General features: G+C 53.8%; 21 protein-coding genes and 3 pseudogenes. 12 read left to right on the top strand and 12 right to left on the bottom strand.

The features are described from left to right. Positions 1-30: 30 nt before the first annotated feature. Positions 31-123 (top strand): annotated as a pseudogene (locus E4L98_RS31200) (hypothetical protein); the annotation flags it as partial. On the opposite strand, the gene E4L98_RS20405 reads toward E4L98_RS31200, so the two are convergent. Then, complete coding sequence (locus E4L98_RS20405) at positions 115-1,770, bottom strand: methyl-accepting chemotaxis protein (protein ID WP_135203378.1); 1,656 nt, start codon at positions 1,768-1,770, stop codon at positions 115-117. The pseudogene E4L98_RS31200 and the gene E4L98_RS20405 sit on opposite strands and share 9 nt — an antisense overlap. 14 nt (positions 1,771-1,784) lie before the next feature. Further along, complete coding sequence (locus E4L98_RS20400; RefSeq protein ID WP_135203377.1) at positions 1,785-2,231, bottom strand: cache domain-containing protein; 447 nt, start codon at positions 2,229-2,231, stop codon at positions 1,785-1,787. Positions 2,232-2,402: 171 nt separating this feature from the next. Here E4L98_RS20400 and E4L98_RS20395 point away from each other — a divergent pair. Further along, a pseudogene (locus tag E4L98_RS20395) lies at positions 2,403-2,798 on the top strand (lysine 2,3-aminomutase); the annotation flags it as partial. 41 nt (positions 2,799-2,839) lie between these two features. Beyond that, positions 2,840-4,480 carry a recombinase family protein gene (locus tag E4L98_RS20390; protein ID WP_167761397.1) on the top strand — a complete coding sequence of 547 codons (1,641 nt, stop codon included), beginning with the start codon at positions 2,840-2,842 and terminating at the stop codon, positions 4,478-4,480. A gap of 730 nt (positions 4,481-5,210) precedes the next feature. Here the strand turns inward: E4L98_RS20390 and E4L98_RS20385 are convergent. The 3 genes from E4L98_RS20385 to E4L98_RS20375 form a co-directional block, all read right to left on the bottom strand. Next, positions 5,211-5,684, bottom strand: coding sequence for a hypothetical protein (locus tag E4L98_RS20385; RefSeq protein ID WP_135203375.1), 474 nt, complete (start codon positions 5,682-5,684; stop codon positions 5,211-5,213). 192 nt (positions 5,685-5,876) lie between these two features. Further along, positions 5,877-6,557 carry a TIGR02391 family protein gene (locus E4L98_RS20380; RefSeq protein WP_167761396.1) on the bottom strand — a complete coding sequence of 227 codons (681 nt, stop codon included), beginning with the start codon at positions 6,555-6,557 and terminating at the stop codon, positions 5,877-5,879. Positions 6,558-6,684: 127 nt separating this feature from the next. Further along, positions 6,685-7,152, bottom strand: coding sequence for a DUF4844 domain-containing protein (locus E4L98_RS20375; RefSeq protein ID WP_205746790.1), 468 nt, complete (start codon positions 7,150-7,152; stop codon positions 6,685-6,687). Positions 7,153-8,311: 1,159 nt separating this feature from the next. Here E4L98_RS20375 and E4L98_RS20370 point away from each other — a divergent pair. Next, complete coding sequence (locus tag E4L98_RS20370) at positions 8,312-8,794, top strand: hypothetical protein (protein ID WP_135203373.1); 483 nt, start codon at positions 8,312-8,314, stop codon at positions 8,792-8,794. A 156-nt stretch (positions 8,795-8,950) separates the two neighbouring features. Continuing rightward, the gene (locus E4L98_RS20365) at positions 8,951-10,309 is read left to right on the top strand and encodes a primase-helicase family protein (protein WP_135203372.1); all 1,359 of its coding nucleotides are present in this window, start codon (positions 8,951-8,953) and stop codon (positions 10,307-10,309) included. Positions 10,310-10,920: 611 nt separating this feature from the next. Here E4L98_RS20365 and E4L98_RS31315 read toward each other — a convergent pair. After that, complete coding sequence (locus tag E4L98_RS31315; protein ID WP_135203371.1) at positions 10,921-11,199, bottom strand: DUF3892 domain-containing protein; 279 nt, start codon at positions 11,197-11,199, stop codon at positions 10,921-10,923. A gap of 569 nt (positions 11,200-11,768) precedes the next feature. Between E4L98_RS31315 and E4L98_RS20355 the strand changes: the two genes are divergently transcribed. Further along, complete coding sequence (locus tag E4L98_RS20355) at positions 11,769-12,362, top strand: recombinase family protein (RefSeq protein ID WP_135203370.1); 594 nt, start codon at positions 11,769-11,771, stop codon at positions 12,360-12,362. 251 nt (positions 12,363-12,613) lie between these two features. Here the strand turns inward: E4L98_RS20355 and E4L98_RS20350 are convergent, their stop codons facing one another. Continuing rightward, positions 12,614-13,390: a TIR domain-containing protein gene (locus tag E4L98_RS20350; RefSeq protein ID WP_167761395.1), complete on the bottom strand. Its 777-nt coding sequence runs from the start codon at positions 13,388-13,390 to the stop codon at positions 12,614-12,616. A 322-nt stretch (positions 13,391-13,712) separates the two neighbouring features. Here E4L98_RS20350 and E4L98_RS20345 point away from each other — a divergent pair, with 322 nt between their 5' ends. Then, complete coding sequence (locus E4L98_RS20345; RefSeq protein ID WP_135203368.1) at positions 13,713-14,225, top strand: hypothetical protein; 513 nt, start codon at positions 13,713-13,715, stop codon at positions 14,223-14,225. A gap of 53 nt (positions 14,226-14,278) precedes the next feature. Here E4L98_RS20345 and E4L98_RS20340 read toward each other — a convergent pair whose 3' ends face one another. Further along, positions 14,279-14,872 (bottom strand): hypothetical protein, encoded by a 594-nt coding sequence (locus E4L98_RS20340; RefSeq protein WP_135203367.1) that lies wholly within the window; start codon positions 14,870-14,872, stop codon positions 14,279-14,281. 580 nt (positions 14,873-15,452) lie between these two features. Next, complete coding sequence (locus E4L98_RS20335; RefSeq protein ID WP_135203366.1) at positions 15,453-16,142, bottom strand: YfbU family protein; 690 nt, start codon at positions 16,140-16,142, stop codon at positions 15,453-15,455. 454 nt (positions 16,143-16,596) lie between these two features. On the opposite strand from E4L98_RS20335, the gene E4L98_RS20330 reads away from it, so the two are divergent. Continuing rightward, a complete protein-coding gene (locus E4L98_RS20330) occupies positions 16,597-17,271 on the top strand; it encodes an SOS response-associated peptidase family protein (protein WP_307722136.1) in 675 nt (224 codons plus the stop codon). Between the two features lie 107 nt (positions 17,272-17,378). After that, positions 17,379-17,741, top strand: coding sequence for a DUF6232 family protein (locus E4L98_RS20325; protein ID WP_135203364.1), 363 nt, complete (start codon positions 17,379-17,381; stop codon positions 17,739-17,741). Between the two features lie 445 nt (positions 17,742-18,186). On the opposite strand, the gene E4L98_RS20320 is transcribed toward E4L98_RS20325, so the two are convergent. Beyond that, a complete protein-coding gene (locus E4L98_RS20320; RefSeq protein ID WP_135203363.1) occupies positions 18,187-18,429 on the bottom strand; it encodes a helix-turn-helix domain-containing protein in 243 nt (80 codons plus the stop codon). A 42-nt stretch (positions 18,430-18,471) separates the two neighbouring features. Here E4L98_RS20320 and E4L98_RS20315 point away from each other — a divergent pair, with 42 nt between their 5' ends. Continuing rightward, a complete protein-coding gene (locus E4L98_RS20315) occupies positions 18,472-19,098 on the top strand; it encodes a hypothetical protein (RefSeq protein ID WP_135203362.1) in 627 nt (208 codons plus the stop codon). A 348-nt stretch (positions 19,099-19,446) separates the two neighbouring features. Then, positions 19,447-20,967 (top strand): recombinase family protein, encoded by a 1,521-nt coding sequence (locus E4L98_RS20310; protein ID WP_135203361.1) that lies wholly within the window; start codon positions 19,447-19,449, stop codon positions 20,965-20,967. A gap of 184 nt (positions 20,968-21,151) precedes the next feature. Here E4L98_RS20310 and E4L98_RS20305 read toward each other — a convergent pair whose 3' ends face one another. Both E4L98_RS20305 and E4L98_RS20300 read right to left on the bottom strand, forming a co-directional pair. Next, a complete protein-coding gene (locus tag E4L98_RS20305) occupies positions 21,152-22,357 on the bottom strand; it encodes an SPM autocatalytic domain-containing protein (RefSeq protein ID WP_135203360.1) in 1,206 nt (401 codons plus the stop codon). A gap of 6 nt (positions 22,358-22,363) precedes the next feature. Further along, entirely contained in the window at positions 22,364-22,867 is a 504-nt protein-coding gene (locus tag E4L98_RS20300; RefSeq protein ID WP_135203359.1) for a hypothetical protein, read from the bottom strand. A 163-nt stretch (positions 22,868-23,030) separates the two neighbouring features. On the opposite strand from E4L98_RS20300, the pseudogene E4L98_RS20295 reads away from it, so the two are divergent. Next, positions 23,031-24,042, top strand: a pseudogene (locus E4L98_RS20295) (KamA family radical SAM protein); the annotation flags it as partial.

Here is a 24,042-nt window from a genome sequence, read left to right as displayed (position 1 = left end):
GGGCCGGGCCGGCTGTGCCAGGCGATCGGCGTGACGCGCGCGCTGAACAGCCTGCCGCTGGACCAGGCGCCGTTCACGCTGCTGGCGCGCGATCCGGTGCGGCGGCCCGAGGTGCTAGCCGGCCCGCGCATCGGCATTTCCAAGGCGGTGGACTTGCCGTGGCGCTTCGTGGAAGCCGGCTCGCGCTTTCTGAGCAAGCCCATGAAGGGCGGCGTCCGCGTGGCCTGAGCCGATCTTGAACACCGCCACCGCCTGCGACAGCTGGGCCGCCTGGTCCTGCAGGCTGGCCGCGGCCGCGGCGGCCTGCTCCACCAGCGCGGCGTTCTGCTGGGTGACGTCGTCCATCTGACCGACCGCCTGGTTGACCTCGGCGATGCCCTGCGCCTGCTCGGCGCTGGCGGCGCTGATGCGGGCGATGATGTCGTTGACCTGCTGCACGGCGGCGACGATGCCGCCCATGCGCTCGCCGGCCTGCTGCACCGAGGCGCTGCCGCTGTCGATGGTGGCCACCGAGGCGGCAATCAGGCTCTTGATTTCCTTGGCGGCGGCGGCCGAGCGCTGCGCCAGCGTGCGCACCTCGGCCGCCACCACGGCGAAGCCGCGGCCCTGTTCGCCGGCGCGCGCAGCTTCCACCGCGGCGTTCAGCGCCAGGATGTTGGTCTGGAACGAGATGCCGTCGATCACCGCGATGATGTCGACGATCTGGCGCGAGCTGGCGCGGATCGCGTCCATGGTGCGCACCGCGTCCTGCATGGCGCTGCCGCCATGGCCGGCCAGCTCGCTGGCGCTGGCCGACAGCTGGCTGGCCTGGCGCGCGTTGGCGGCGTTGGCCTGCACGGCCTGGGTCAGGCTGTCCATGGCGCTGGCGGTCTGTTCCAGCGAGCTGGCCTGCATCTCGGTGCGGGTCGAGAGGTCGAGGTTGCCGCTGGCGATTTCGCGCGCGGCGACGTCGATCGAGCGCACCGAGCCGAGGATGGTGGTGAGGATGCGCGTCAGGTTGGCCATGGTCTGGTCGAGCATGCGCGCGGTGTCGGCGATCTCGTCGCGGCCGTGGTTGGGCTGGCCCTGGGCCAGGCGGCCGGCGGCCAGCGCGATCACCACCTCGGCGATGGCGCGGATGTCGCGCAGCATGGCGCCGCGCACCGCCATGGTCACGCCCAGCGACAGCGCGATCGACAGCAGCACCAGCGCCGCCATGCTGGTGTTGAGGGTGCGGAAGTCGGCCTTGGCCTGCGCGTGCGCCTGCTCGCTGAGCTGCTTTTCCAGCGCCGACAGCCGCGCCAGCTGCTCGTTCAGCAGCAGGAACTGCTTTTCCGCGCGCGCCATGGCATTGGTGGCGATGCTCTGATCGGCCTGCGCCATGTCCATGGTTTCCAGCACCGCCTTGCGGTAGGCGCCCAGCGTTTGCAGCGACTGGGTGACGATGGCGCGCTCGCTGCCGTCGGCCACGCTTTCGAGCGCGCGCAGCGTTTGTTCGATGCCGGCGTGGCGCTGGCGGATCTGCTGGCCCAGCGCGTCCAGCCGGTTCTGGGCGAAGCTGCCGTTGACCCAGGCCAGCAGCTGGTAGATGTGGGCGTGCGCGTAGCGCGCCTCGCCGCTGACGTCGGCGGCGCTCTTGAGACGGGCGGCGCGCACCTGCACCAGGTTTTCCAGCGAGGCGTTCTGGCGCACCATGCCAACATAGGCGGCGGCCGCGGTGGCGATCAGCAGCACCAGCACCAGGCCCGGCGCCAGCAGCAGTTTGGGACCGATACGCAGTTTGTTGAGCATGGCGCGCCCCCGGTTCATTTCTTGTAGATGCCCGCTTCCAGCACCACGTCGCCGACGCGCAGGATGTAGGTGGTCTTGGGTTCGATCTTGCCGGTGGTCGGGTTCTTGTACTGGTAGTCGACCCAGCCGTGGCCTTTTTTGGCGGCCAGTTCGATGATCTCGCGGCGGTATTTCTTGCCGTTGGCGTCGGGGATGTCGGTCAGGTCCTTGCCGACGATGGACGGGTTGACCGGGTGCGCCAGCACGATGCCGGTGTTGATGTCGCGCACGTCCACGTATAGCGAGCCCTGCAGGTAGTCCGGGTCCTTGGCGCTGATCTTTTTCAGGAAGGCGTCCTTGCCGTTGGCCTTGATGAAGGCGGCGCCTTTTTCGGCCATGGCGATGGCGTCCTTTTCGGTCGGTTCGTTGGCCCAGGCCGGCAGGGCCAGCAGGGCGGCAATCAGGGGCAGTGCGGTTTTCATGAGCGGACTCCTGTGGATGGGTGGCGCTATGAACTCTACGCGTGCGCGGATTTCGGAAATTGCGCTGGCGCAAGGCCGGGAATATTTCCATGGGTCAGTTGATGTGTGGCAATTGGCGCGCTGGCGCGCGGCCTAGGATGGAGTTCTCCGACTACTCAACAGGAACCCACCATGGATAGCCCGAAATTCAAGCCCTATATCCGACAGACGATCGCCCATGCGCGCCAGTGGGAATGGCTGCCGCCCGACCTGCAGGAAGCGGTGCAGGTGGTGTCGCATGTGCTGCCGTTCCGCACCAACCAGTACGTACTCGACCACCTGATCGACTGGAACAACATTCCCGACGATCCGATCTACCGGCTGACCTTCCCGCATCGCGACATGCTGGCGCCGGACGACTATGCGCGCCTGCGCGAGCTGGTGCTGGGCAGGGCCGACCAGGCGGCGCTGGTGGACCTGGTGCGGCGCATCCGCATGCGCATGAACCCGCATCCGGCCGGGCAGATGACCCACAATGTGCCGCGCGTCAACGACGCGCCGCTGAAGGGCTTGCAGCACAAGTACGAGCGATGATCGTATGCGTTGCTTATCGTGCTATGATTCTGCTTATGACAAAAGCTTACTCATACTCCCGATTTTCGAGTGACGCCCAGAGGCAAGGCACTTCCATAGATCGCCAGCAGACCCTTGCCCGTAAGTGGTGTGCCGATAACAATGTGGAATTGTCTAACGACGTGTTCGCTGACGAGGCCGTATCGGGCTTCCACGGTGACAATTTGGCTTCCGGTGCGCTTGCACGGTTCATTTCTCACGTTGAGCGAGGCGACATCGAGCGCGGTAGCTACTTGATCCTTGAGAACCTTGACCGGCTTACCCGCATGAATGCGTGGGATGCTTCGGGCTTGCTGCAACGCTTGGTCAAGCAGCTTGGTATCGTGGTGGTGACGCTGCGACCGCATGAAATGCGCTTTGACCACAACAGTTCAGCGCTGGATTTGCTACAAGCCATTCTGCACATGGATAACGCACACAGGGAGAGCGCAAGGAAGAGTGACCTTGGCAAGCTGGAATGGGCGAAACGGTTTGCCGCAGCGCGAGAGTCTGGGAAAGACATCGGTAAGCGTGTTAGTAACTGGCTGACGCTAGGTGAGGACAGCAAGTACCACCTGAACGAGAAAGCTGATGCTGTTCGTCGCATCTTTGCGCTGTGCTTGGAAGGCTACGGTAGCACGGTCATCGCGCAAATGATAAACGCTGAAGGCTATCCTACGTTTAACAGGGGGAAGCGGTGGGGTACATCGGCGGTCTTGACGGTGCTAACGAACCGGGCGGCGATAGGCGAACTGACCCCCAAGGACGGCGGCGATCCTATCCCGAACTACTTTCCGGCTGTTATTGATGAAGACACGTTCAACGCTGCAAAGGCGACTGTCAATGCCCGGAAGGTCGGTAAGGTTACGAAGCAGGCCGCAGACGTAAATGTGTGGTCAAAGCTAGTCTTCTGCGGTGTTTGTGGTAGCGCCATGCACATCATCCAGCGCTCAAAGTTTCGTTACTTGATGTGCGCCAATCGTCGTTACGGCGAGTGCGAAGGTGCGCGCAATGTCAGGCTGGACGAGAGCGAAGACATCTTAATGGCCGCACTGCTGGAACTAGACGCAATGGGACTGGTCAAGCCGGACCCGGACAAAATTGCGCGTGAACTGGCCGTAGCCGATGGAAGACTGCTTGTTGAGCAGGGAAAGTTGGCAAGCTATGCAAACACGTTAGCGAACAATCCCGACTCGCCCACCTTCCAGAACTTCGTCCTCCAAACCGAAGGCCGAATCAGGACGTTGCAGCAAGAAGTAGACCGCCTGACGGCTGAGTTAGCCGGTGGGGAACGTCTGAACTGGTCTCAGTTCAAGAGCAAGCTTGACCTCACCGACAAGGCCACACGCAAGCGTACGAATAGTTACCTGCAACGTCTGGGCATCAAGGTACACATTGCTGACGGTTACCTGCTGACCCAGCACAACGAAGCTAAGGCAATGCTCGTGGTGGACAAAAACCAGATCGGTGTAATGACGCTGGGCGGTGATGAAGGTGAAGTAGGGATAATTGCTGACGTGGGGACGGCGAATGCACTTGCCTCTAATGTCAAGCACCTACTACGACAACCTGGCGGTGGTTTTGTCCACCGGGGCACACTGTCCGTGCCAAATGGCCGAGGCACCAGACGGCGGACTTCGCCAGCCACATCAGCGTAATAGCGCTAACGGTAGGGATAGGAGCATTCACCACTGTTTGAGGCGGAGCTATCACGGTTCCGTCGCAGGTCTTATCTCTTACGAACCGTGCGCCTTTGCTCGCTTTAACTGTGTAAGGTGGCGCAATGTCAAGACGCTTCGACTTTGCACTTGCCGAAAAGGTTCGTTGGCACTGTTGGCCAAAGCAGCGTTCGGAACCGACGCGGGCGTGCGGTATGCGAAGCTTGCCCACCTGCCAACGCGGTTAGTGGCCGAAGTGCTCAGTGGACCCGTTAAAGAAGTCCGTAAAGACATCCCGACCGTTCACATGGTCAAGGAACGACGCTCGCAACACCGGGACTAGCAGTTATCAATGGGGTAACGGACCTAGCCAAGCGTCGCCCAAAGCTCAGGAAGCCACTTCGCGCCCCCGCAGTGAGGATTTCTCGACTCGCCGGCATTCCGTTCCGCCTTCAGCACGAAAATCGCTTGGCGAGCGTTTGGCGGCCTGTGGATTAGGTGAAGTGCGCACCGCCGCCATAACATACGATAAGGCCATAATATGTACCAGTTCATACTTGACCTGACACAGGGTGTCTGACGGACGACCGGCAGCATACGCCCCATCAGAGACATTAGCGCTTAGAACCGCAAAGCGCAGCCGTCGCAACCATTAGCCTGGGAGTTTCCGCGTAAGGCACCCCGGCCGCCGAATTACATTTCAAGCCAGATACCTGATTTGATACTCCCATCATTTTGGAAGGCTATGATTCAAAATCAAGAGCGCGATGCTGATTGCACCAAAAATGAAGAACCATTCTATCGTGATCGCAACCGCCATTCTAAAGAGTCTACGGCTGCGAATCCATTTAGGTATTAGTCCAAAAATCGAATCAGAAAGTAACTTATGAGTCTGAACGATCGTCAGCACCGAATACCAAGTAATCCATGCAGCCCATACAACGGCCGCGACTTTGAACATCCACGATGGATAGAACTCCCATCCTGGGAACGTCCAAAGGTAAGATACTGCTAGCGCAAAGATAGCGATTACAGGATAAGCCCGTAAGTTGTCTCCAATTTGCTTGTGTGTAGATACTTGGATTCCGATAACCGGAAACTCAAGGTACTTATCAAAGCGGGTAGAAAAGTCGATTTCCTGCTTAACGGAGTCAGACTTGTCCAAGGGCTCGGATGAATTATCATTGATCGGGGTTTTATTCATAATTATTTTCTTTCGATCGGCACGGGCCGAGTGGATGATGGTTCTCGGCCAATTGGTCTTCAATCTAGCGGACAATCAGTAGCTCCTTCCCGGTTAAGGTAAGTTGCCTCATCAGCCATTTCTCTAAAGAATACGCGCAAATTGAAAAAGTCCGGTTTTGGCCGTTCACTATCGCCTGCACGAACCAAAAAGCTATCCAGTGCGCCGCGCATCTACTATTTTCATCAGATGACTGGCCATCACTATCATTTCACTAGCATCAACTGCGTTGAGCTGCACCTTGCGGTGACTATGAGGATTTTTGTAGGACCCAAGCGCCCCACTCATCATGTTGAGTAACGCCACGCGCTCGCCGGCTGGTGCACTTTGGTCTGTAAGGGGGCCTTTGTCGCCGAACGCTTTTTGCGCCAGTGACACGCCGATGTCATCAGCAGAGAATCCGCCCGCTGCCCGGATTGCAACTTCAAGTTCGCGAAAAGCCTGAAAAACCGCTGTGTCGTATTCACCTCGCATAAAAGCAGACCAACTGCACTGAACAGTGGTCGGGTGCAGCATGCCTCGTGGAAGTATGACCGCGCTAGCATATGCCAAAACCCCAGCGCGATTATGCAGTTGCTTTCCTCTACGCGTCACGAAATGCCAGCCAGATGTTTCGCCAGGATTCGGAGCAATCAATCCTTCACGGACCAACCAGTTCCATCCCTCCGCCATCGCGAATTCCACCTCTTTTCGCCTTTCGGCCGGGAATGGGCCAAGTGTTTGAAGATGTGTAAATGATGTTGGGTGTAGAGGTGAACCGATCCCGTCTTCTGGGGTAATAGATGTGATTAGTTCTAACCCGAGCCCTGCTAATTCTTCGGGTTGAAGGGCCAAGATGGCATCCACATCGGGGATAAGCGTAAAAAGGGTTGGCATGGCTGAAGACGCGCTTAACTACTGTTAATGACGACTCATAGCTAATGGGGGTAATCATAATTCACCGAGGGGCCGCTCCTAGCCGTTAGAAGAACCAACCATATGGAAATCCATACCTCCAAACATTGAACAGCTCTGCGGAACTCTCTACCCCACAAATGCGCATCACCTTCGTGAGATACGACAAAATTTGATCACGTTCCTCCGACTCTGACATACCGAAATCAGCGAGCGTAGCTTTCAGCGCCCGCAGCACAGTCGAACGTCGTGGCCGCTTCGGCAGTTCCTCAATCAATGACTGAATTGCCGAATCGACTGCTGCCTGTGCCGCTGCCCTTTGCGTTTCAGTTACTGCCCCAGGATAGAAGGTGGTGGGATCAGGTCCAAACTTATGTTCTAGCTGCAAGCTTCGCAAGCGCTGGATGACCTCAGGTGTTACATTTAATTCCATATCACGAAAACCTGTCGGCCAAACGGAAAAAGTTAAACCATAAATTCCGGCCAACACAGTCGCCGTAACCATTAAAATCATGCCTACAAAAATTCTAAACAACTGAGCTCCTATTTAGTCGTTCGCCAAAATTCATCGATTGGCGGCTTCTGGCCGGCAGCGGTCTACGGCATTCAGGATAACAGTTTGCCCATCTGTAAAACTCACAGATTCTCACGCTTGTAGAGCGCTCTGCTGAATCCGCAGTAGAAGCGGCCTCACGGAACTCGAAATCATCTGACAGACTGTGTCAGTTCAAGTGTGGAACTACTACACATAATACTATGACAATAGTGGCAATTTTTTATCACCTCTAAAATTCGGCAGCATTTAGACACTCTTCAAAAGACGGCACAAGAAAGTCATCTCATCCGTCACATTGCTCCAAAACCCTAGGTTTTTACCACCCTAGCAACGGATTAACATTGGATTGTTAACGCATAGCAGACCACGATAAGGGCGCAGTCGGTCAACTCTGTTAGCGAGGACAGTATTGGGGCTGTTTTGCTTAACTTTTTCGCTCGCAAACACGATTTCGTTCCTTGCGCGGGAAAATTCCCATTAAGTGGTTACATGGAGGTTGGCTGCTAAGGTCACGTTAGTGCCAAAGTTGCCCCCTGGAAGCAACTCGAGCATCCTGATCCACAGGAGGGACGCTTCATTCCTACCGCGCCTCGCGGACCGCTCGACACTGCTAATGCGATCCGCCGCAGCGTTAGAGTGCAAAATAGATACAAAAAGTTTTGCATCAATATGTTTGTCGATTTTCACGACTTTATTCCGTCCGCCTCTTTGCTATCGAATGCCATTCTGGCCCGCATTTTTACGACACCTACAGTCTGGCCTCAATAGAACTGACCGCCCACCGGACTACATCAAGGGGCGTGATGTAAATTGGCATATCATATTCCATTCCTTATGTAAAGAACAATTTACATCCGATCAGCGCATCCGTACAATTGCAGCCACTGCCGTGGAATCACCGTATGGGATGGCTAAGTATTCGTTTTTTGCCGAACAAAATGCCAGGAATGGTAAAGGCTTTATGAGAATTTAAGGCGCGAATACGATTCACTGGAGGTAAGACCACGCCACAGAGTAAGCCCGCGACTGTAGTCACTTAACGCATTGCGGGCTTTCAGACCTTTAAACCTGTTCTGATTTCGAAACTGATCTACGGTATTTTCTTAACAGGACTTGTCGATTAAATAAGGAGAAACTTATGAAACCATCAATCACTAACCCGATCCATGAATTTTTTTGCAGCCTTGGATGTACGCAGTTGTCGGGCAGCGTTCCCGACTATTGGCATCAAGGCGTTCATCTTGCTTTTTTGTATGTCGATGAGTACACAAGCGATTTGGAGTCGATCTCGTTCCCACCCCAAGCATTGGTGATCGTTATCGGCACCAGGGCAATCCCTTCTGAAGACCTGCTGAAATTTGATGACCTCTCTCATGAAACCGTCCGTATCACGGACCTCGGCGCTTTCATCGCTAACCGAGCATTTGGCGAAGAGCACATCGATTGGCGAGAAACAGTCGAAGAGTTGCAGAGCGCAGAAGGCAAGCACGAACATGCAGAAATGGTGATGGCCGACGCCCAAGACGCATTCGATTCCGCACAGCAGAAACTGGAATTCGCACAAGAAGCTTGGGCTTGCAGCCGCCAGCCTCAACGATTCCGACCTGTCGTCATCGCCTAAGCTCTATCCTCAAAAGTAGCCTGCCCAGAAGGCTACACACTACTTAAACTCAACCCGCTGCCATGTGCTTCGGTCCATTCGCGGACTGTGGCTACCGCTTTGCCTGCGTATTTGTGCACATGGCACCGGGCCTATCTAATCACAACGGACATCACTATGAATCAACTCGGAGTATCTACTCCAGCCGAAGCCGCTTCTCTCTACGCGAAGCATCTCAAAGCTCAGCACTGGTGCATCGACACATCTACATTTCCGGTAAAGGCTCTGCATCCTGAAAGCGGTCAGAACGCCACACTGGATCACTTCCGGGCGGACTTCCCAAGCTGGGCCAGGAACAACAACATCAAGGTGGAGGGCGACTTCAAGATGTTCTTAAACGGGCTTGGGGAGCGCTTAGCACAACTTCTCCCAAGGGTATTAGGCGCGGCGTTCAAACCCGTACCAGAACGGTTTTATGAGACGTACGCGGGCATCCAGATGGCTAACACATTTGTGCCGTTTCACCCTACACGACAACGAGGCATGCCCGTGCCCGACATCTTCAACGAATACCTTCATCGTACCTTCCCATTCCAGCAGGACCGCGACATGGTGATGGACTGGTGCGCCGACATCATTCAGAACCCGGCACGTCGCCCTGAATGGGGCGTGATTCTGACCGGCGACCAAGGCACTGGAAAATCCACCATTGCGACGCTGCTCAAGAAGGCGCTGGGCGGTCGTTACGTCTGGCAGCGCGAGAAGTATGCGCTGGCGCTGGAAAACTTCTCTGAAGTCCTGCCGAACAACTTGCTGGTCTGTTTTGACGATGCACTGCCTCGCTCTAGCACTTATGAAGAATTGAAGTTCGTGATGTCGGCCAAAGAGCTTTCCGTCAACATCAAGTATGTTCAAAAGCCGCAGAACCGTGCCGTGTACGCCCGCGTTCTTGTCTGCACCAACTTGGATGTGCCTTTCGACTTCGGTGGGCAGGAAGATCGCCGCTTTTATGCCTGTGCGCCATGCACCCATAAGAACAGCGCTACGGAATCAGCAGATTTCTTTGAACAGTTTAAAGCGTGGCTTGAGCAACCCGGTACAGCCGAGTACCTGTACAACTTCTTCATGGATCGGGACCTACGCTCTTTCAAACCGGGGTCTACCACTCAGACTGATACGCTGAAGCGGATGATCGGCCTGAATGCGACCGACCTTAGTGTGGTCCTACGCGGTATCGTCGAACGCAATCCCTTCTTCCACAACGAGTTTCTGCTGGCTGAACTGAGTCGCATGGGGCACGGCATGGTGAGTGCCGAGCGCATCCGTACGGCTATGTCGCGCCTACAGTTTGAACAACGTCGTCGTGCGGTTCCCGGCTGTCGCTCCAAACAGGTCAACGTATGGCAGCAACGTGGCAGTCAAAGGAATCGCAAGCTGACGCCGCGAGAGGTTCAGGCCATCCAACACAGTGATCGGCAGGAAGCAATCCGAAAGGGCGAACTTGATGCGCAGGACTGCACGACACAGCAGCACTAATGCACGAGAAAAACCCTTGGAAGCCTGTAGATACAAGGGTTCCCTGTCTTAATGCACCTAATGCGGAGTTCTGGTTAACCTCTATATATATGTTATATACCGGGCACGGAACCTTGGCTGGCATAGGTAGGTGTATGCCGTGCGAGAGCGAGGCAGGCGGCAAATTATGTTGTACACCTAAGCCGCAGACTTAGCCTACCACTTAGTAGTACAGGGCCTCCGCTCCGCTACCGGCCCAACATCCAACCTCTGAAAAACTACTTTTACCACTACACCCTAACGGGTTTGACTTACCAGTGCACGGATATGGCGTAGCCATGTGATACAACATAGCGTGGCACATGTGTATCCAAGTGATTAACTCGGCGTACAACACATGAAATGCTATGTTGGAGTGGGGATGGTGATTGGTCAAGTATCAGTAGCGAGTGCTGGAAGCACGTGACGGAAGGCCGCATGTCTGCTCCTATATACAGGCTAAGTTCACATACATGTGCTGCAACACCTGATCGGTGAAGTCACACATGTGGTACACATACGATCCGCTTCCAACAGAAGAATTGCAATAATACAATCACCAAGAAAAGCCCGCTATCGCGGGCCTATTCTCTTTAGATTGGGCAGCTGGTCAAAGCCAGAAGATTATCCGTGTAATAGCCATCCTTGGCAGTTCTGATGTACGGCGGGTTAGCATTGACCACATGGACATCAGCATGATGGCCATTATGATCCACTACAAAGAAACTGTTCGTGCCATTACGAATCATCGCTACCACCTCGGCTACCGTAAGCTTACGGCTCCAATCGCGTGGATTTCCCACATGGGTGATGTGTTCGTGGCGACGTCCCAAATGGGACATGTTAACACATGTAATTTGGCAATGAGCCATGATAATTTCCTCTACGTGAATGGTTAGTTAAACCCCACGAGTTGACGTACTTCTGTTGACAGAAGGTTCGGCATAGAAGAAACTTTGATGTGTAAGCCAAAGAAAGTCTTCTCTCGCGGAGTCATTCTCTTCACCTGACAGCGTTCCTAGGCGCTGTCAGGATGAAGTTCTCAAGGATGACCTACCACTATATCTAGTGCTAGACCACCCCTGACGAGCAAATTGTAGTAGCCGCTTTCTACCCGTGCAAGGGGAAATTTTGTCGCTTACGGCAATTTTTCTATTGACTTCGCGGAAGCCCTTTTACCACGCGGAATGCCCTGATAGCACGCACTAACGCGGGCTCATCCGATGCATTTTCATTCACCATCTTAGAGCAGGTATCGCTACGCTACCGCGTCATCATGCAGCAATTTGAACCTCCTAAGCTTTCTCGAAGCCCTAAGTTGGCTCAGCAGGGTATACCGTAGCGTGCCTAGTCAAATGAGCCACCCACATGGCTCAATAGGGTTGACTGTATGTGAGCCAGGGTATATTATTGAGCCACCTACCCAAATGAGCCAAGCAACATGAAAACGATCTACTACGGACGCATCAGCACCACCGAAGGACAGACCAGCGCCAGCCAGTACGAAGACGCCAGCAAGCACGGCGTAGCAGAGAAGCACGTTCACATTGATGAAGGCGTAAGCGGCTACCACGTAGCGCCTATGGACCGTACGGAGTGGAAACGTGTCATGGACAAGCTATCTGACGGTGGTGTGTTGTACGTGCGCTGGCTGGACCGCATCAGCCGTCGCTACGACGAACTGCACACGGTCATGCAAACCCTAATGAAGATGGGCGTCAAGGTGGTCTGCACCCTAAACGGGATGGAGTTCGACGGCACCGCCACCGACCCAATGCTCAAGGCTACTCGTGACGCTGTGCTGGCCTTCATGGCTGCACAGGGCGAAGCTGACTACCTAAACCGTAAAGAGATGCAGAAGCGAGGTATCGAGGTAGCCAAGGCAGCAGATGACGGACGCTACAAGGGCCGTGCTAAGGCGCTGGACCCTGCTATGGTCAAAGCATGGCGTGCTGAACAGAAGGCCAGCATCGCCACCACTGCCGAACATTTCGACATATCGGTAGCTACGGTCAAGCGATATTGCGCTGCATAGACCTGATAGGAGGCCGTAGGAGCCTTCTTCGTTCGCGAGCAGTGAACGCAGCCTACCAGGCCAGCAGAGTGCTCACAGATATTTTAAAAAGCTGTGTGGCGCATTCTTCCCGGCCCACAACGCATTAAGCAAACCGCTGGACCTCCCAGCTTTCCCAGCCACGGAGACGCCGTGCAGATATCTTAATTTTCTATATAGCTGGCAGCGTATTAAGACAGCCCCTCGACTTTGCAGAATTTTTTTTAGGTTTTTCAGAACGGTATCGAATCATCCAAGTCTCCGTTCTTTGGACGTGGTGGTTGACGATGAAGCACAAACATAGTTTCGTTATCTTCAATCCACTGCCACCCCTTTTCTGACAACGCAATGCCGGAATACTCGTTGCCGTTGTAGTCAGATATCGTGCCATATTCAACCAGCTTCTTGGCGGCCAGTTTTCGCAGGCCCAAGTTGAAGCCAACGTCAGTAACGCCTGCGCGCTCAGCATCACTCTTGGCGGAGAACACAGCGACGTAACCGTCTATGTTTTGGCTACCGGCCAAGATAGCGACAACCCGAAGTTCTGCTGGGGATAAACCAGCGACTGGCGACACTTCATCCTTCTCCGACATCGCCTCTAACATCTCGTCCTTCTCAACAAACGCCGTAATCTTCGCAGCTATATCGTCACGCAGCTTATCGAAGTCACTCGTTGATTCTGTTTTGTACGTGATAATCGTACGGTGCTGAATGTCGAATGGGAATTTCGGACGGCCTTCTTTGCAGACCATGACCACCGGCTTACCAGTAGCTAGAGCGAAACCGAGTTCATACCAGACGTTGGGGTTGTCTTCCGATATGTCAGCAAGGCAGACAACCGCATTACGAATCCCTGTCTCAATAGAATCAATCGGAACCGATACCTTGGGATCTTGGTCAACACGGTACGGTTCATACCCAGCAGCGGTGATCGCAGGCGCATACACATCCTTAAATCGCTTATCATACTGTCCACCATCGAAAGGCTGCATTACAAAGCACGTCGCCATCAGTTGCTCCGAATTGAAAGAAGAACAAGACCTTAGTATGACGAACATATTCCGTCGCGGCAATACAGACGGTGGGTGTACACACGGTCGATGTGCATACACCTCTGGTCCAGCGACAACCGTATTACTCAGCGAGGATGAGCGAATCAAGAACGATCCCCTTGCCGGAATAGGATGAAGGAGGCTCCCGCAACAGGCAGAAGGCGCCGTGTCGTTAGCATGGCGCTCCTAACGCAAGTTGATATCGTCATTTCGTCACGAACCTTTTCTCAACTCTTCAGCAGGTGGTAGCATGGGATCAACAGGACCACGACAGCCTACCATGCTCGCATTTTTCAGCACCGTCAAAGACGTTGCACCTTGGGTCGCAATGGGGTTATCCATCGCAGCGCTATGGATATCCATTCTCAACTACCGGCGCGACAAGGCTGATTTGAGAGCGTGGTCGGAATACTCTCTAGACTGGGAAGGTTTTCACGCCTGCTTGCGCGTTAACATTGTCAACGCAGGGCGTAGACCCATCATCTTAAGCTCTTGGGCCGGGGGCGAACTGAAAACCGGACGACTGCGACACAAAAAACTAGTCAATTGGTATGGTACGTTCTTCGAACCGAAGAACAGCTTAACATTGACGGAGCGCCAAACGTATTCGTTCCAGCTTGAGGCCGACGAGATAATAGACGTGTTGCCGGATGGTGACGTGATTGAGTTCCATGATCTATGGATCAAGGACACGTTAGGTCATCGTTACATGGTCAAGGATGCGCGGAAGAACTTGGAAAAGCTACGCCAATGGAAGGCTAAACAGTCAACAGCCCATAAAACTGGATCGTAGCCGCCGCCAAGCAGCAAAATGTAGGAGGGCGCTCCCTGCGGCGTTACGGTGGGCTACACTTGATTAAGTACTGCCTGCACAAATTGTTCGGTATTCCAGATCCATGCGCCCAGCGTAGCCGTTGAAATAGATGCAACGCTATGATTTCCCTTGCCGCCAGCTGGATTGGCATCAGCACGGTGAACGATCTGGTGCCGACGAGCCATTGCCAATTCAAGCGTAGACAGATAGGGCTGGACCGGAACGGTATCTAACCCGATAGATATAAGTAACCCACACACTTCTGTAGAGTTGTTGTAGTTTGAACGCTCCAAGCTTGCATCAACACTCTCTTTAATCACAGCAGAAACAGTCTTACCGCTATGCGCCGAGAGTGAGCCTAAACTGATTTTCATTGCTGTCCCGCCAGCAAACGGAATTTTGTCCAACTCTCCCGCCGCTGCGGTAGGCAGCTTCCAATATGCCAGGCTACGTAAAACGTCCTCAAGTGAAGCGTGGAGAAAAACGGTAGCAGCACGGAGCACGTCGGTTTTCTGGTGCCCTCGTCGTCCGGCTCCAGGGCCTGAGAGATAGGTATTATAGATAGCCACCAGGTTTTTCACCCGCGCGATGTTTAGATCAAATCGATCAGATATCTCTTGTTTCATTCGACTTACCGACCCCTTTTATGTAATAGCACAGTGAGTGCTCGAAGGATTTGATTTCGATCATATTGCAGTTCGGAAATGCTATCATGGTTGCACGATTGAAAATACACCAATTGTCACGATAAAGGCTATGAGATGCCTAGTGGGCTTTCATTCATCGTTAGTCTATAGGTAGGTTAGTCCGAGGATGAGGTAGCCTAAAGCCAAGCCGGAAGACAACAAAGAAGCTAGGCGCGATAGGAGGCCCACTACGGGCCTCGTCCATCGGCAGACAGTGCAACGCTTCGCCCAGCGCCAGCAGAGTGCCCACAGATATTTTAAAAAGCTGTGCGGCGCATTCTCCCCGGCCCACAACCCATTGAGCAACCCGGTGAACCTCCCACCATTCCAGACCACATCGACGCCGGTAGATATCTTGCAGCGCCGTGCGACGGTTTCTGTCGGCTGATGGTCTGTTGAATTGCACGCTGGACCTATCTATTGTTCCCTCCACGTCAAACAACAAAAAGGCCGCACCACTCAGCGTAGTACGGCCTCGATCACTTTTTTATTTTTTTGCAATACATTCAGCTATATCGTTTTACACCTTGAGCAAGGTAATAAGCTGGTCAGCGCTCAGGTCCATTCCCACCAAAGTGCGCCGCATTGGTTCAAAAAGCTGATACATCCTGCGGTAGCGTCCAACAGTTGAGCAGTGCGAATTCAGGCTACGCCCTTTAAACTGCGAAAACCGACGCATCTTATCGACCAAGAACTGTGCAATACCCATCTGACTGCCCTCTTCATTGCCGTCAAAGCCACTGAAACGCACATCGGTTTGCCAAGAACCGACTTCTCTCGTGATCCTGGCCTTGTCCTCTACGGACAGCTTTGCATACGCCACTTCCATAAACGTCCACATATCCAGAACGTCAACGACATACTTCACTTCTTCCGGGTCGTCGACGTGGCCGTGGAATACCCCATTCATTTCCCACTTCGGTGCCCAGTAATGCCCGCCATAGATGACTTGGGCAAGGAAGTCCGGCTCCATTTCACCGTCTTTGATCTTCAAGGCTTTGTACACATCGCCCATCATCAACATCAGCATTTTCTCGCCATCGCTGAAATGAACCGACTTGTCGTTCACGTTAGACAAGCCAATGTTCACCAACCTGCGGATCGCCTCGGCTCTTGTAGGCTGGTCGGCTTGTTGTTCTGCCCACCGATCTATTTGCTCAAGCTGGGTATCTTCGATCCGCATTTCAAACCGTTCAGTTTTCGGTGCCATCTCAGCCTCCTAAAGTTACGTACATAGGTACGACTTTACCGTACACTTGTACGGAAGTATACCTATTCTTTGTTTTCCTGCGGAGGTCGCATGTCAATGTGCTCCACGAGCCACTCTTGGATGCACGTAGTCACGCCCAGCCCATGTGGGAGCTTGGTCCTTTGGAAACCTCGCCATAGCTCACTGTACGGCCCCTTGCCTACGCACTCAGCAGCCCACAGCGTAGGCAGCGCCCTGCCTGTCTCGTTCGCGTAGCCATGCCTCTGCGCATGCAAGCACTTGTAGCCATTCGCGTAAGACATCGTGACCGTGGCGTACACTCCCGGATCATTTGCTACTTTCGTTGTCGTCGCGCTTCAGGCCAAGCCATCGCCGTTGAGTGATCTTGCTGTACATAATTGCTACTTTGTCACTGTGCATGCATACGGTATAGCAGAGAGGAAACTGGGTTACTATGGGCCTTATGTGTGGACGACTGGACATGAATGACGTAAGCAGGCTGCTACAGGACTCCTCGTGGATTGACGAGGTACTGAATCGCAGTCAGGCACCGTCACGTTACAACTCCCCTCCCGGTACGTTTCGGCCCATCTTACGCATGGTCGATGACCGGCTTACGCTGGACGATGCGTTCTGCTCCTATCATGCTGCATGGGCGGTCGGCAAGGTTCCGTTGTGTTCAAACACCCGGCTGGAGAAGATCACAAACAAGTATTGGGGTCCGCTGTTGAAACGTGGCCGTGCCATTGTCCCGGCTAACGGGTGGTACGAATGGACCGGTGAGAAGCCCAACAAGCAGCCGTATCACATTCACCGGAAGGACGGGGAACTACTGTACATCGCTGCGTTGGGCAACTTCGCTGAAGCCAGACCAGAGGATCATAAGGCCGCTACCGGGTTCACACTGGTGACTGCTGACGCTGTAGGTGGGGTGGTGGACGTACACGGCCGTAGGCCGGTGGTGTTCACGGCTGCTGATGCTGCGCTTTGGATGGACCCAGCTACACCGCCGGAGATGGCAGAACAGCTTGCCCGGACCAGCAGCTTAGGCCCGGAGTGGTTCGACTGGTACAAGGTCAGTAAAGCAGTAGGACCGTCTTCTAATGAGGGCCAGGAACTGACGCATTAACGGATAGCGCAAAGCAACCGCAAGGTGACAAAGTGTGAATATTCCCAAGTGGAAACCGCGTAGTATAGACGATCCAACAACTACAACGCCGAAAAGGGGATCGCTCGATGGAAGAACATACGTTTTTTGAATACGAGGATGTGAAGGTAACGAACGCACGTTTCATCAGCGGTGGTCAGACCTTCGCAATGAACAACGTTACGTCGGTGAAGCCTTACGAGCAAAAGCCGAGCCGATTGGGGGGCATCCTCGTCCTTGGTGTCGGCCTGATTATAGCAGCCGTCGCAAACGTCATCGTGGGCGTGCTTATTGCCTTAGCTGCTGTCTACTACATGGTGGAACAGAAAACTGTCTATCACGTACTTCTATCGACGTCTGCCGGGGAAACGACGGCATTGGTGACACACCAGCGTGATTACTTGAATCAAGTCATCGCAGCGCTAAATGATGCGATTGTGCATCGAGGCTAACGGCGATTTCAGCGAGTGCGAGAAGAAGCTGTTGTAGGTATCCCCGCAGCAAATCAGACTATAGCTTCACAATAACAACCTCTGGCCCCTCCGATTGCCCTCCACCATCTTGCCTACCGTCAGGAAACAAAGCCTGCTGTTCTTTGAACGCTCCGATATACAGTGCCATGGGAACAGGCTTCAAATCTATTCTGAGCAAGCGCAATGCATCATGCTCTGTCTCCGCACGGACAGACGCGACGTAGCAGATGGTAGTGTGCGCTCGGTCGGCGTACACGCCAAAGTTCCAGTATTGCATGTGGTTAGCGCAGAAGGAGTTACGCCATTGTAGCAATCTAGACGACTTCCCTACGGTGTCCTAGACAACAGAGAAGTCATTATTGCTCAATGTTGACTTATCGAAAGCATCGATAAATCGTGCACAACCTAACCTCGCGCCAATGCATCAGAGACCCGCTTCGTTCGTTAATTGCGCTACCGTAACGCCTAATGCATCTGCCAGACGGCACAGTAGAAGAAACGCAATCTCATTATCCCCTCGTTCTAGTCGTCCAAGATGGCTACGGTCTGCACCGGCCAATTCCGCAAGCTGCTCTTGACTAAGCTTCCGCTGTTTCCTCAGTGACCTGATGGCGCTCCCCAATGCTACAAGCCTTGGGTCGTGTCGGGATGGGGAAAGATTAGGCATGACGCAATCGTCACATCCCGTGGTAAAGTTGCGCGACGGTTCATGAACCGCATTTTAAGAATAACCTTTGAGAGAATGATGAAACTTACCGCTTCCCCTACACTTGCGCTGGCCGCGCAGCTTCTTCTGCTTCCACCACTGCATGCGGCAGATAGCAGAGACATGGTGACAACTCGGCTAGGGGGAGAAACCTGCGTAAAGGTTTTCAAAGGAGAAGAGGCTTACCAACTCTGCGATAGCTCAGCGCTTAGCCCTGAAGATAAAGCGACTTTCAATGCCGCACTCAGAGCAAATGAAGAACGCCGTAGAGCATCGCTTCCCAAGGCCGATCCAAGGACGCCACGCTACAACAAATGCGTGGACGACCACATCGAGGACTACTACTACGTCAGCAGAAACTGCGGTATGGAACTAAACGCAGACCTCGACGCCGCGTTCGGGAATTGGTTTCACCAAGATGAGCGCAAAGCCGTACTAATGCAAACGGTCAAGAGAGAGGCGGAAATGAAGCGAGTTCTAGATGAAAGAACTAAGCAAATGGAGTTTGATCGGGAGACACGCCGCCGTCAAATGACGCCCACTCAGCGACGGCTTGACGAGTTAGAGGAAAAGCTGAGCGCTCCTTGCATCTACTACGATAACATGAGCGTCGCTCGATCTTGCGACTAACGAAGCGCGGAAGAGACTATCGCGTAATAGCTGGAGCTCAAACATTGATCAAAGTCCAGATTCTTCAGCTAAGGTCGCCTATGATGTAAAAACGAGAAGGAGGGGCAGACATGAAAGAATCAAATATCAAGCTGGACATCGGGACTGCTTACTCGATTGCGGCAGCTTCGGCCGTACGGCGGTCGCTCGAACAGACTCATGGAGGCGAGTTCGCGAACGCCTTCTTCGAGGACCATCAGGATGCGTTCAGGCGGGCCGTACGGACTTCCCTATGCAGTCGGGAAGAGACTAACATCCATCGCACCGTCGCGTTGCTAAAGCAGTCCTATCGCGGTTAAGGATGTCGCCGTGGCAGCCGGGTCATCAACGCGCGGAAAGAAGGCAGCTATTTATGTCCGGATGTCTACCCGACCGCAGGACCATTCTATTGAGCACCAGTGTGACCGGCTCTACGCCTACGCGAGCGAACGCGGTATCGAGATTGTGAAGATGTACGCTGATGCTGGGAAGAGTGGCCTACGCATCAATAATAGGGATGGGCTGCGCGAACTGATAGCCGACGTGCAAGCCCGTACCGCAGACTTCAGCGCCGTGCTAGTCTACGACGTAAGCCGATGGGGGCGCTTTCAGGACGTGGACGAGGGCGCACACTACGAATTTGTCTGTCGTGAGGCCGGTATTCAGGTGTTGTACTGCGCAGAACCCTTCGAGAACGATGGCTCTGCGCTGGCGTCCATCGTCAAGAGCATGAAGCGCACCATGGCAGCAGAGTATAGCCGGGAACTGTCAGCCAAGGTCTTTGAAGCACAACGAAGATTCGCAGTGCAGGGCTACAAGATGGGCGGCAGCGCTGGTTTCGGTCTGCGTAGGATGTCTTTTGACCGCGACGGCAAGCAGAAGCGGACGTTATCTCACGGCGAGAGGAAAGGAGCCATCACCGATAGAGTTCGGTTCTGCTGGGGGCCAGCAGACGAAGTGGCCGTAGTCCGACAGATTTACTCATGGTTCGTCGATAACCATTTCACAGATACGGGTATCGTAACGCTGCTCAATCAAAGGAAGGTCGAGTCTGGCACCGGGCGTCCTTGGACCCCATGGCTCGTCAAAAGCATCCTGACCAACGAGAAGTATGCAGGGAGAGTTGTCTTCAATCGCGGTTCTGCAAAGCTTACCGGGCTAAGGCGACTCAACCCAGTTGACGAGTGGGTTTGCAAGGTTGATTTATTACCGCCCATCGTCAGCCCCGCGCTGTTTGACATGGCACAGGAGGAACGCAAGAAACGTTTTGCGCCTATGGATCGAGAACGGGTCTTAGCGGGCCTCCGAAGTATCCACTCGAAGCATGGTAAGGTGACAGTTGCCTTGATCAATGCTACGCCGGGTCTGCCCAATCCCAAGCGTATCGGTGAAGCATTTGGTACGCTCGCCGAAGCCTACGCTCTCGCGGGTGTTGGGGACAGCGAGAAGCTGCAATACGCGAGAACTAAGCGCTCGCTTCAGCAGATGCGCAAGGCCACTTTAGCCGCTTGTGGGCTTCTCATAGAGCAGACTGGCATCAGCTACAGATATTCCAAGGATAGGTGGTGTCTGTGCATTGATGACAAAATCATCGTGAAGATTGTCGTTGCCCGATCCCGGCATGACTCAGCAGGTCGAATACGCTGGAGAGTCCCCATCTACAACGCACCGGTCCCAGATTTTGTGGTTTGCGTACTCATGGATGCAGCGAACGCTGTTGTATTGGATTACTATCTTATTCCGGTTCAGGACTTCACAGCGGGGCACATAACACTCAGGGCTGAATATTTACAAGACCAAGCAGCATATCGCTACACCTCTCTGGCGGCCATCTTCGGGAGGGAGAGCTAGTCGCCCAGTCGTGTTTACCTGCTGCGTCATAAAATCTGGGGAGTTGACGGCAGCTTTTGTCGGAGAAAGCCCATTCCAATAATAGAAACGCCGCGCATGCTGGCGGCGTTCTGATTTTAGCCTCTGCAGGTACATAATTCTTACTACCAAAGGCTCGACCATACTGTTAATTTATAACAGTACTTTAAACTGCAGCTTGGAAATGGTAATTGTAGTTTCCAACGATCTGGACTTCATGACCTGGGGCTGATGCAAGCTCAACATTGCCGATTGCACCTTGCGTTCCATTTTTCCAAGTAAAAGTAGACAATTGATCGATAGTGTTGCCATTGCTATCTTGATGCACTGCTTGGGCTTGCAGATTAATGCTGGCGATGCCCAATGATTCAACAGTTACCAAATCACTTGAATGGAACTCTCCGGTGCCACTTTTATCAATCCAAACTTTAAGCTTGGCCCATTCCGTATCAGCACTGCTCAATTTGCCGTCGTGATTGCTATCTAGAGCCTGTAAATTTGAGAAAGAGGGAACTAAGTCTTTAGCGCTAGAAATAGCGTTAGTGTTCTGTTTATCATAGAATAAAACTCCCTCGCCAGCAGTGATCCAGCCAGTGTGCACCTGAACACCGTTATTTTGCATGTCAAAATGCGCTGCACTATTAGACAGCCCCTGGGTAGAAATTGCTTCGCCAGTCAGATTAATTACCACTGGATCCCCCACCCAAACTACCGAAATTAGTGGACGACCTGATTCATCAACTTGGCTTGGTGATTCGATTTCTGCCCAGTACCCAAAGCATGGAATGCCAGCGCCGGGATCAATCGGACCGCTGAGATCTGGAGCGGAGATAGCAGAGCTCTGGAATCCGTCGCCGATAGTGATTGACCCGCTCTGATCGTTTTGAGTCCAAACCGAGCTACCATGAATTACCGTCGTATGCTCTGTAGGATTGGACTCGGTGACCAATTTTACTGCATCATTATAGGTTGACCGCGTCGGCTCACCAAGTTGATTGGCAATGATCGTCTCTTTGGCTGTTGCCGTTGCTTCAGCTTGAGCGTGGCTAGTAGAACCGATATTTGGATCGACCGAATGTGCCACTTCGTGTGCAAAGCCCAATGCAGAAGATTGAACGCCAAAAATGCCATTCTGGCTTACCATTAAGCCTGAGTCTGGGTCCCACTGAAGCACTCGAGTGGTTGGGTCGTAAGAATCGTCGCCATTATGAACAATTCGTACTTCGGAAATCATACCATCTCGCGCACTCGAAAAAATGTCAGCGGCTGCTTGACTACTTGTGCTCAAATAAGATAGGGCAAGATCAAGTTTTGCGATATCCGTCGCGGTAGCATTTGTTACGTGATAGTAAGACGCGGTAATTGTACCCATAAGTATTTATTTAAAGTTGCAAGGTTGGTTTTTATATTCAGTGCCAGATATATAAAAATTTCTTCCATTTAGGAATTTTCTTATATTATCTGTTGTATCTGCAGGAAATTCGCTGTAGACACTCCTTTCATTTTCGTAGGTGATTTTGGCTATTACGTTTCCATTTTTTTCATCTGCATCAAATGCATAAGTTATGTAATTTTTGCTGTTATGCACTAAATCTACTACAACAAAGTAAGAGCGGGTTATGTCGTTCGATGCGAAATCAACAGTCTCATCGTTCTTTACGATTTCGCTCAAAGCCGACAGTCCCTGAAAGTCTTCAATCTGATAATGGCACCCAATGCTTCGCGCATGATCTGCTGTAACAGCAAATCGAAACCTCATTAACTTAGGGATTACGAAGACCTCGGCCCTATCTGCAACTTGTTCACTTGCAGAAGATTGAGTTGAAAAAAGTATTGATACGGCGATCATCGTTGCTTGAGCGGTCTTTTTCGGATAGTTCATTTTTGATCCTTTAGTTGATGAAGATCTTACGGTGTAGAAATTTTCAGAAACTATCAAATTATCACAATTTACAATTTGCTACATTAGACCTTGGCGCACGAGGCGACACTAACGAGGGTCTACCAATGATGCGCTGCAAATAATGTAGGACGTATTCGAGCTACACCTGTACAAGGAGACGGTACTGTTCTTCCCCAGCGCCGGCCAGACCTGCCACGCCTATTGCACGTTCTGCTTCCGCTGGCCGCAGTTCGTCGGCATGGACGACATGAAGTTCGACGCCAAGGAGTCGCACGAGCTGGCGGCCTACGTGGCGGCGCATCCGGACGTGACCGACGTGCTGATCACCGGCGGCGATCCGCTGATCATGAACACGCGCTCGCTGGAGGCCTACATCGAGCCGCTGCTGGCGCCGGAGCTGGCGCATGTGCAGAACATCCGCATCGGCACCAAGTCGGTGGCGTACTGGCCGCAGCGCTTCGTCTCGGACCGCGACGCCGACGATCTGCTGCGGCTGTTCGAGCGCGTGGTCAAGGCCGGCAAGAACATGGCCATCATGGGCCATTACAACCATGCGGTGGAGCTGCGCCAGGACATCGCGCAGCAGGCGGTCAAGCGCATCGTCGGCACCGGCGCCACCTTGCGCATGCAGGGACCGCTGATCCGCCACATCAACGAAGACCCGGCCAGCTGGGCCGAGCTGTGGCGCACCGGCGTGCGGCTGGGGGCGATTCCGTATTACATGTTCGTCGAGCGCGACACCGGGCCGCGCGAGTATTTCCAGCTGCCGCTGGCGAGAGCGCATGCGATTTTCCAGGCGGCGTACCAGATGGTGTCGGGCCTGGCGCGCACGGTGCGCGGACCGTCGATGAGCGCGTTTCCGGGCAAGGTGGTGATCGACGGCATCGCGCAGGTGGCCGGCGAGAAGGTGTTTGCGCTGCAATTCCTGCAGGCGCGCAATCCGGACTGGGTGCGCAAGCCGTTCTACGCGCGCTTCGATCCGCACGCCACCTGGATGGATGAGCTGAAGCCGGCCTTCGGCAAGGACAAGTTTTTCTTCGAGGAGGAGGGCGGCGCGCGCGCCTGCGGGCCGGCGCTGCAGGGCGCGCGCAAGGTAATCCCGCTGATCTCGGCGCGGCAGGAGGCCGCCGCGGCGGCGGGCGACTGCGACTCAC

Origin of the sequence: Duganella callida (assembly GCF_004614165.1) — a bacterium.
GTDB classification, from domain to species: domain Bacteria; phylum Pseudomonadota; class Gammaproteobacteria; order Burkholderiales; family Burkholderiaceae_D; genus Rugamonas; species Rugamonas callida.
Note: the sequence above shows the minus strand (reverse complement) of the source record. Positions and strands in the feature narration are given on the sequence as shown.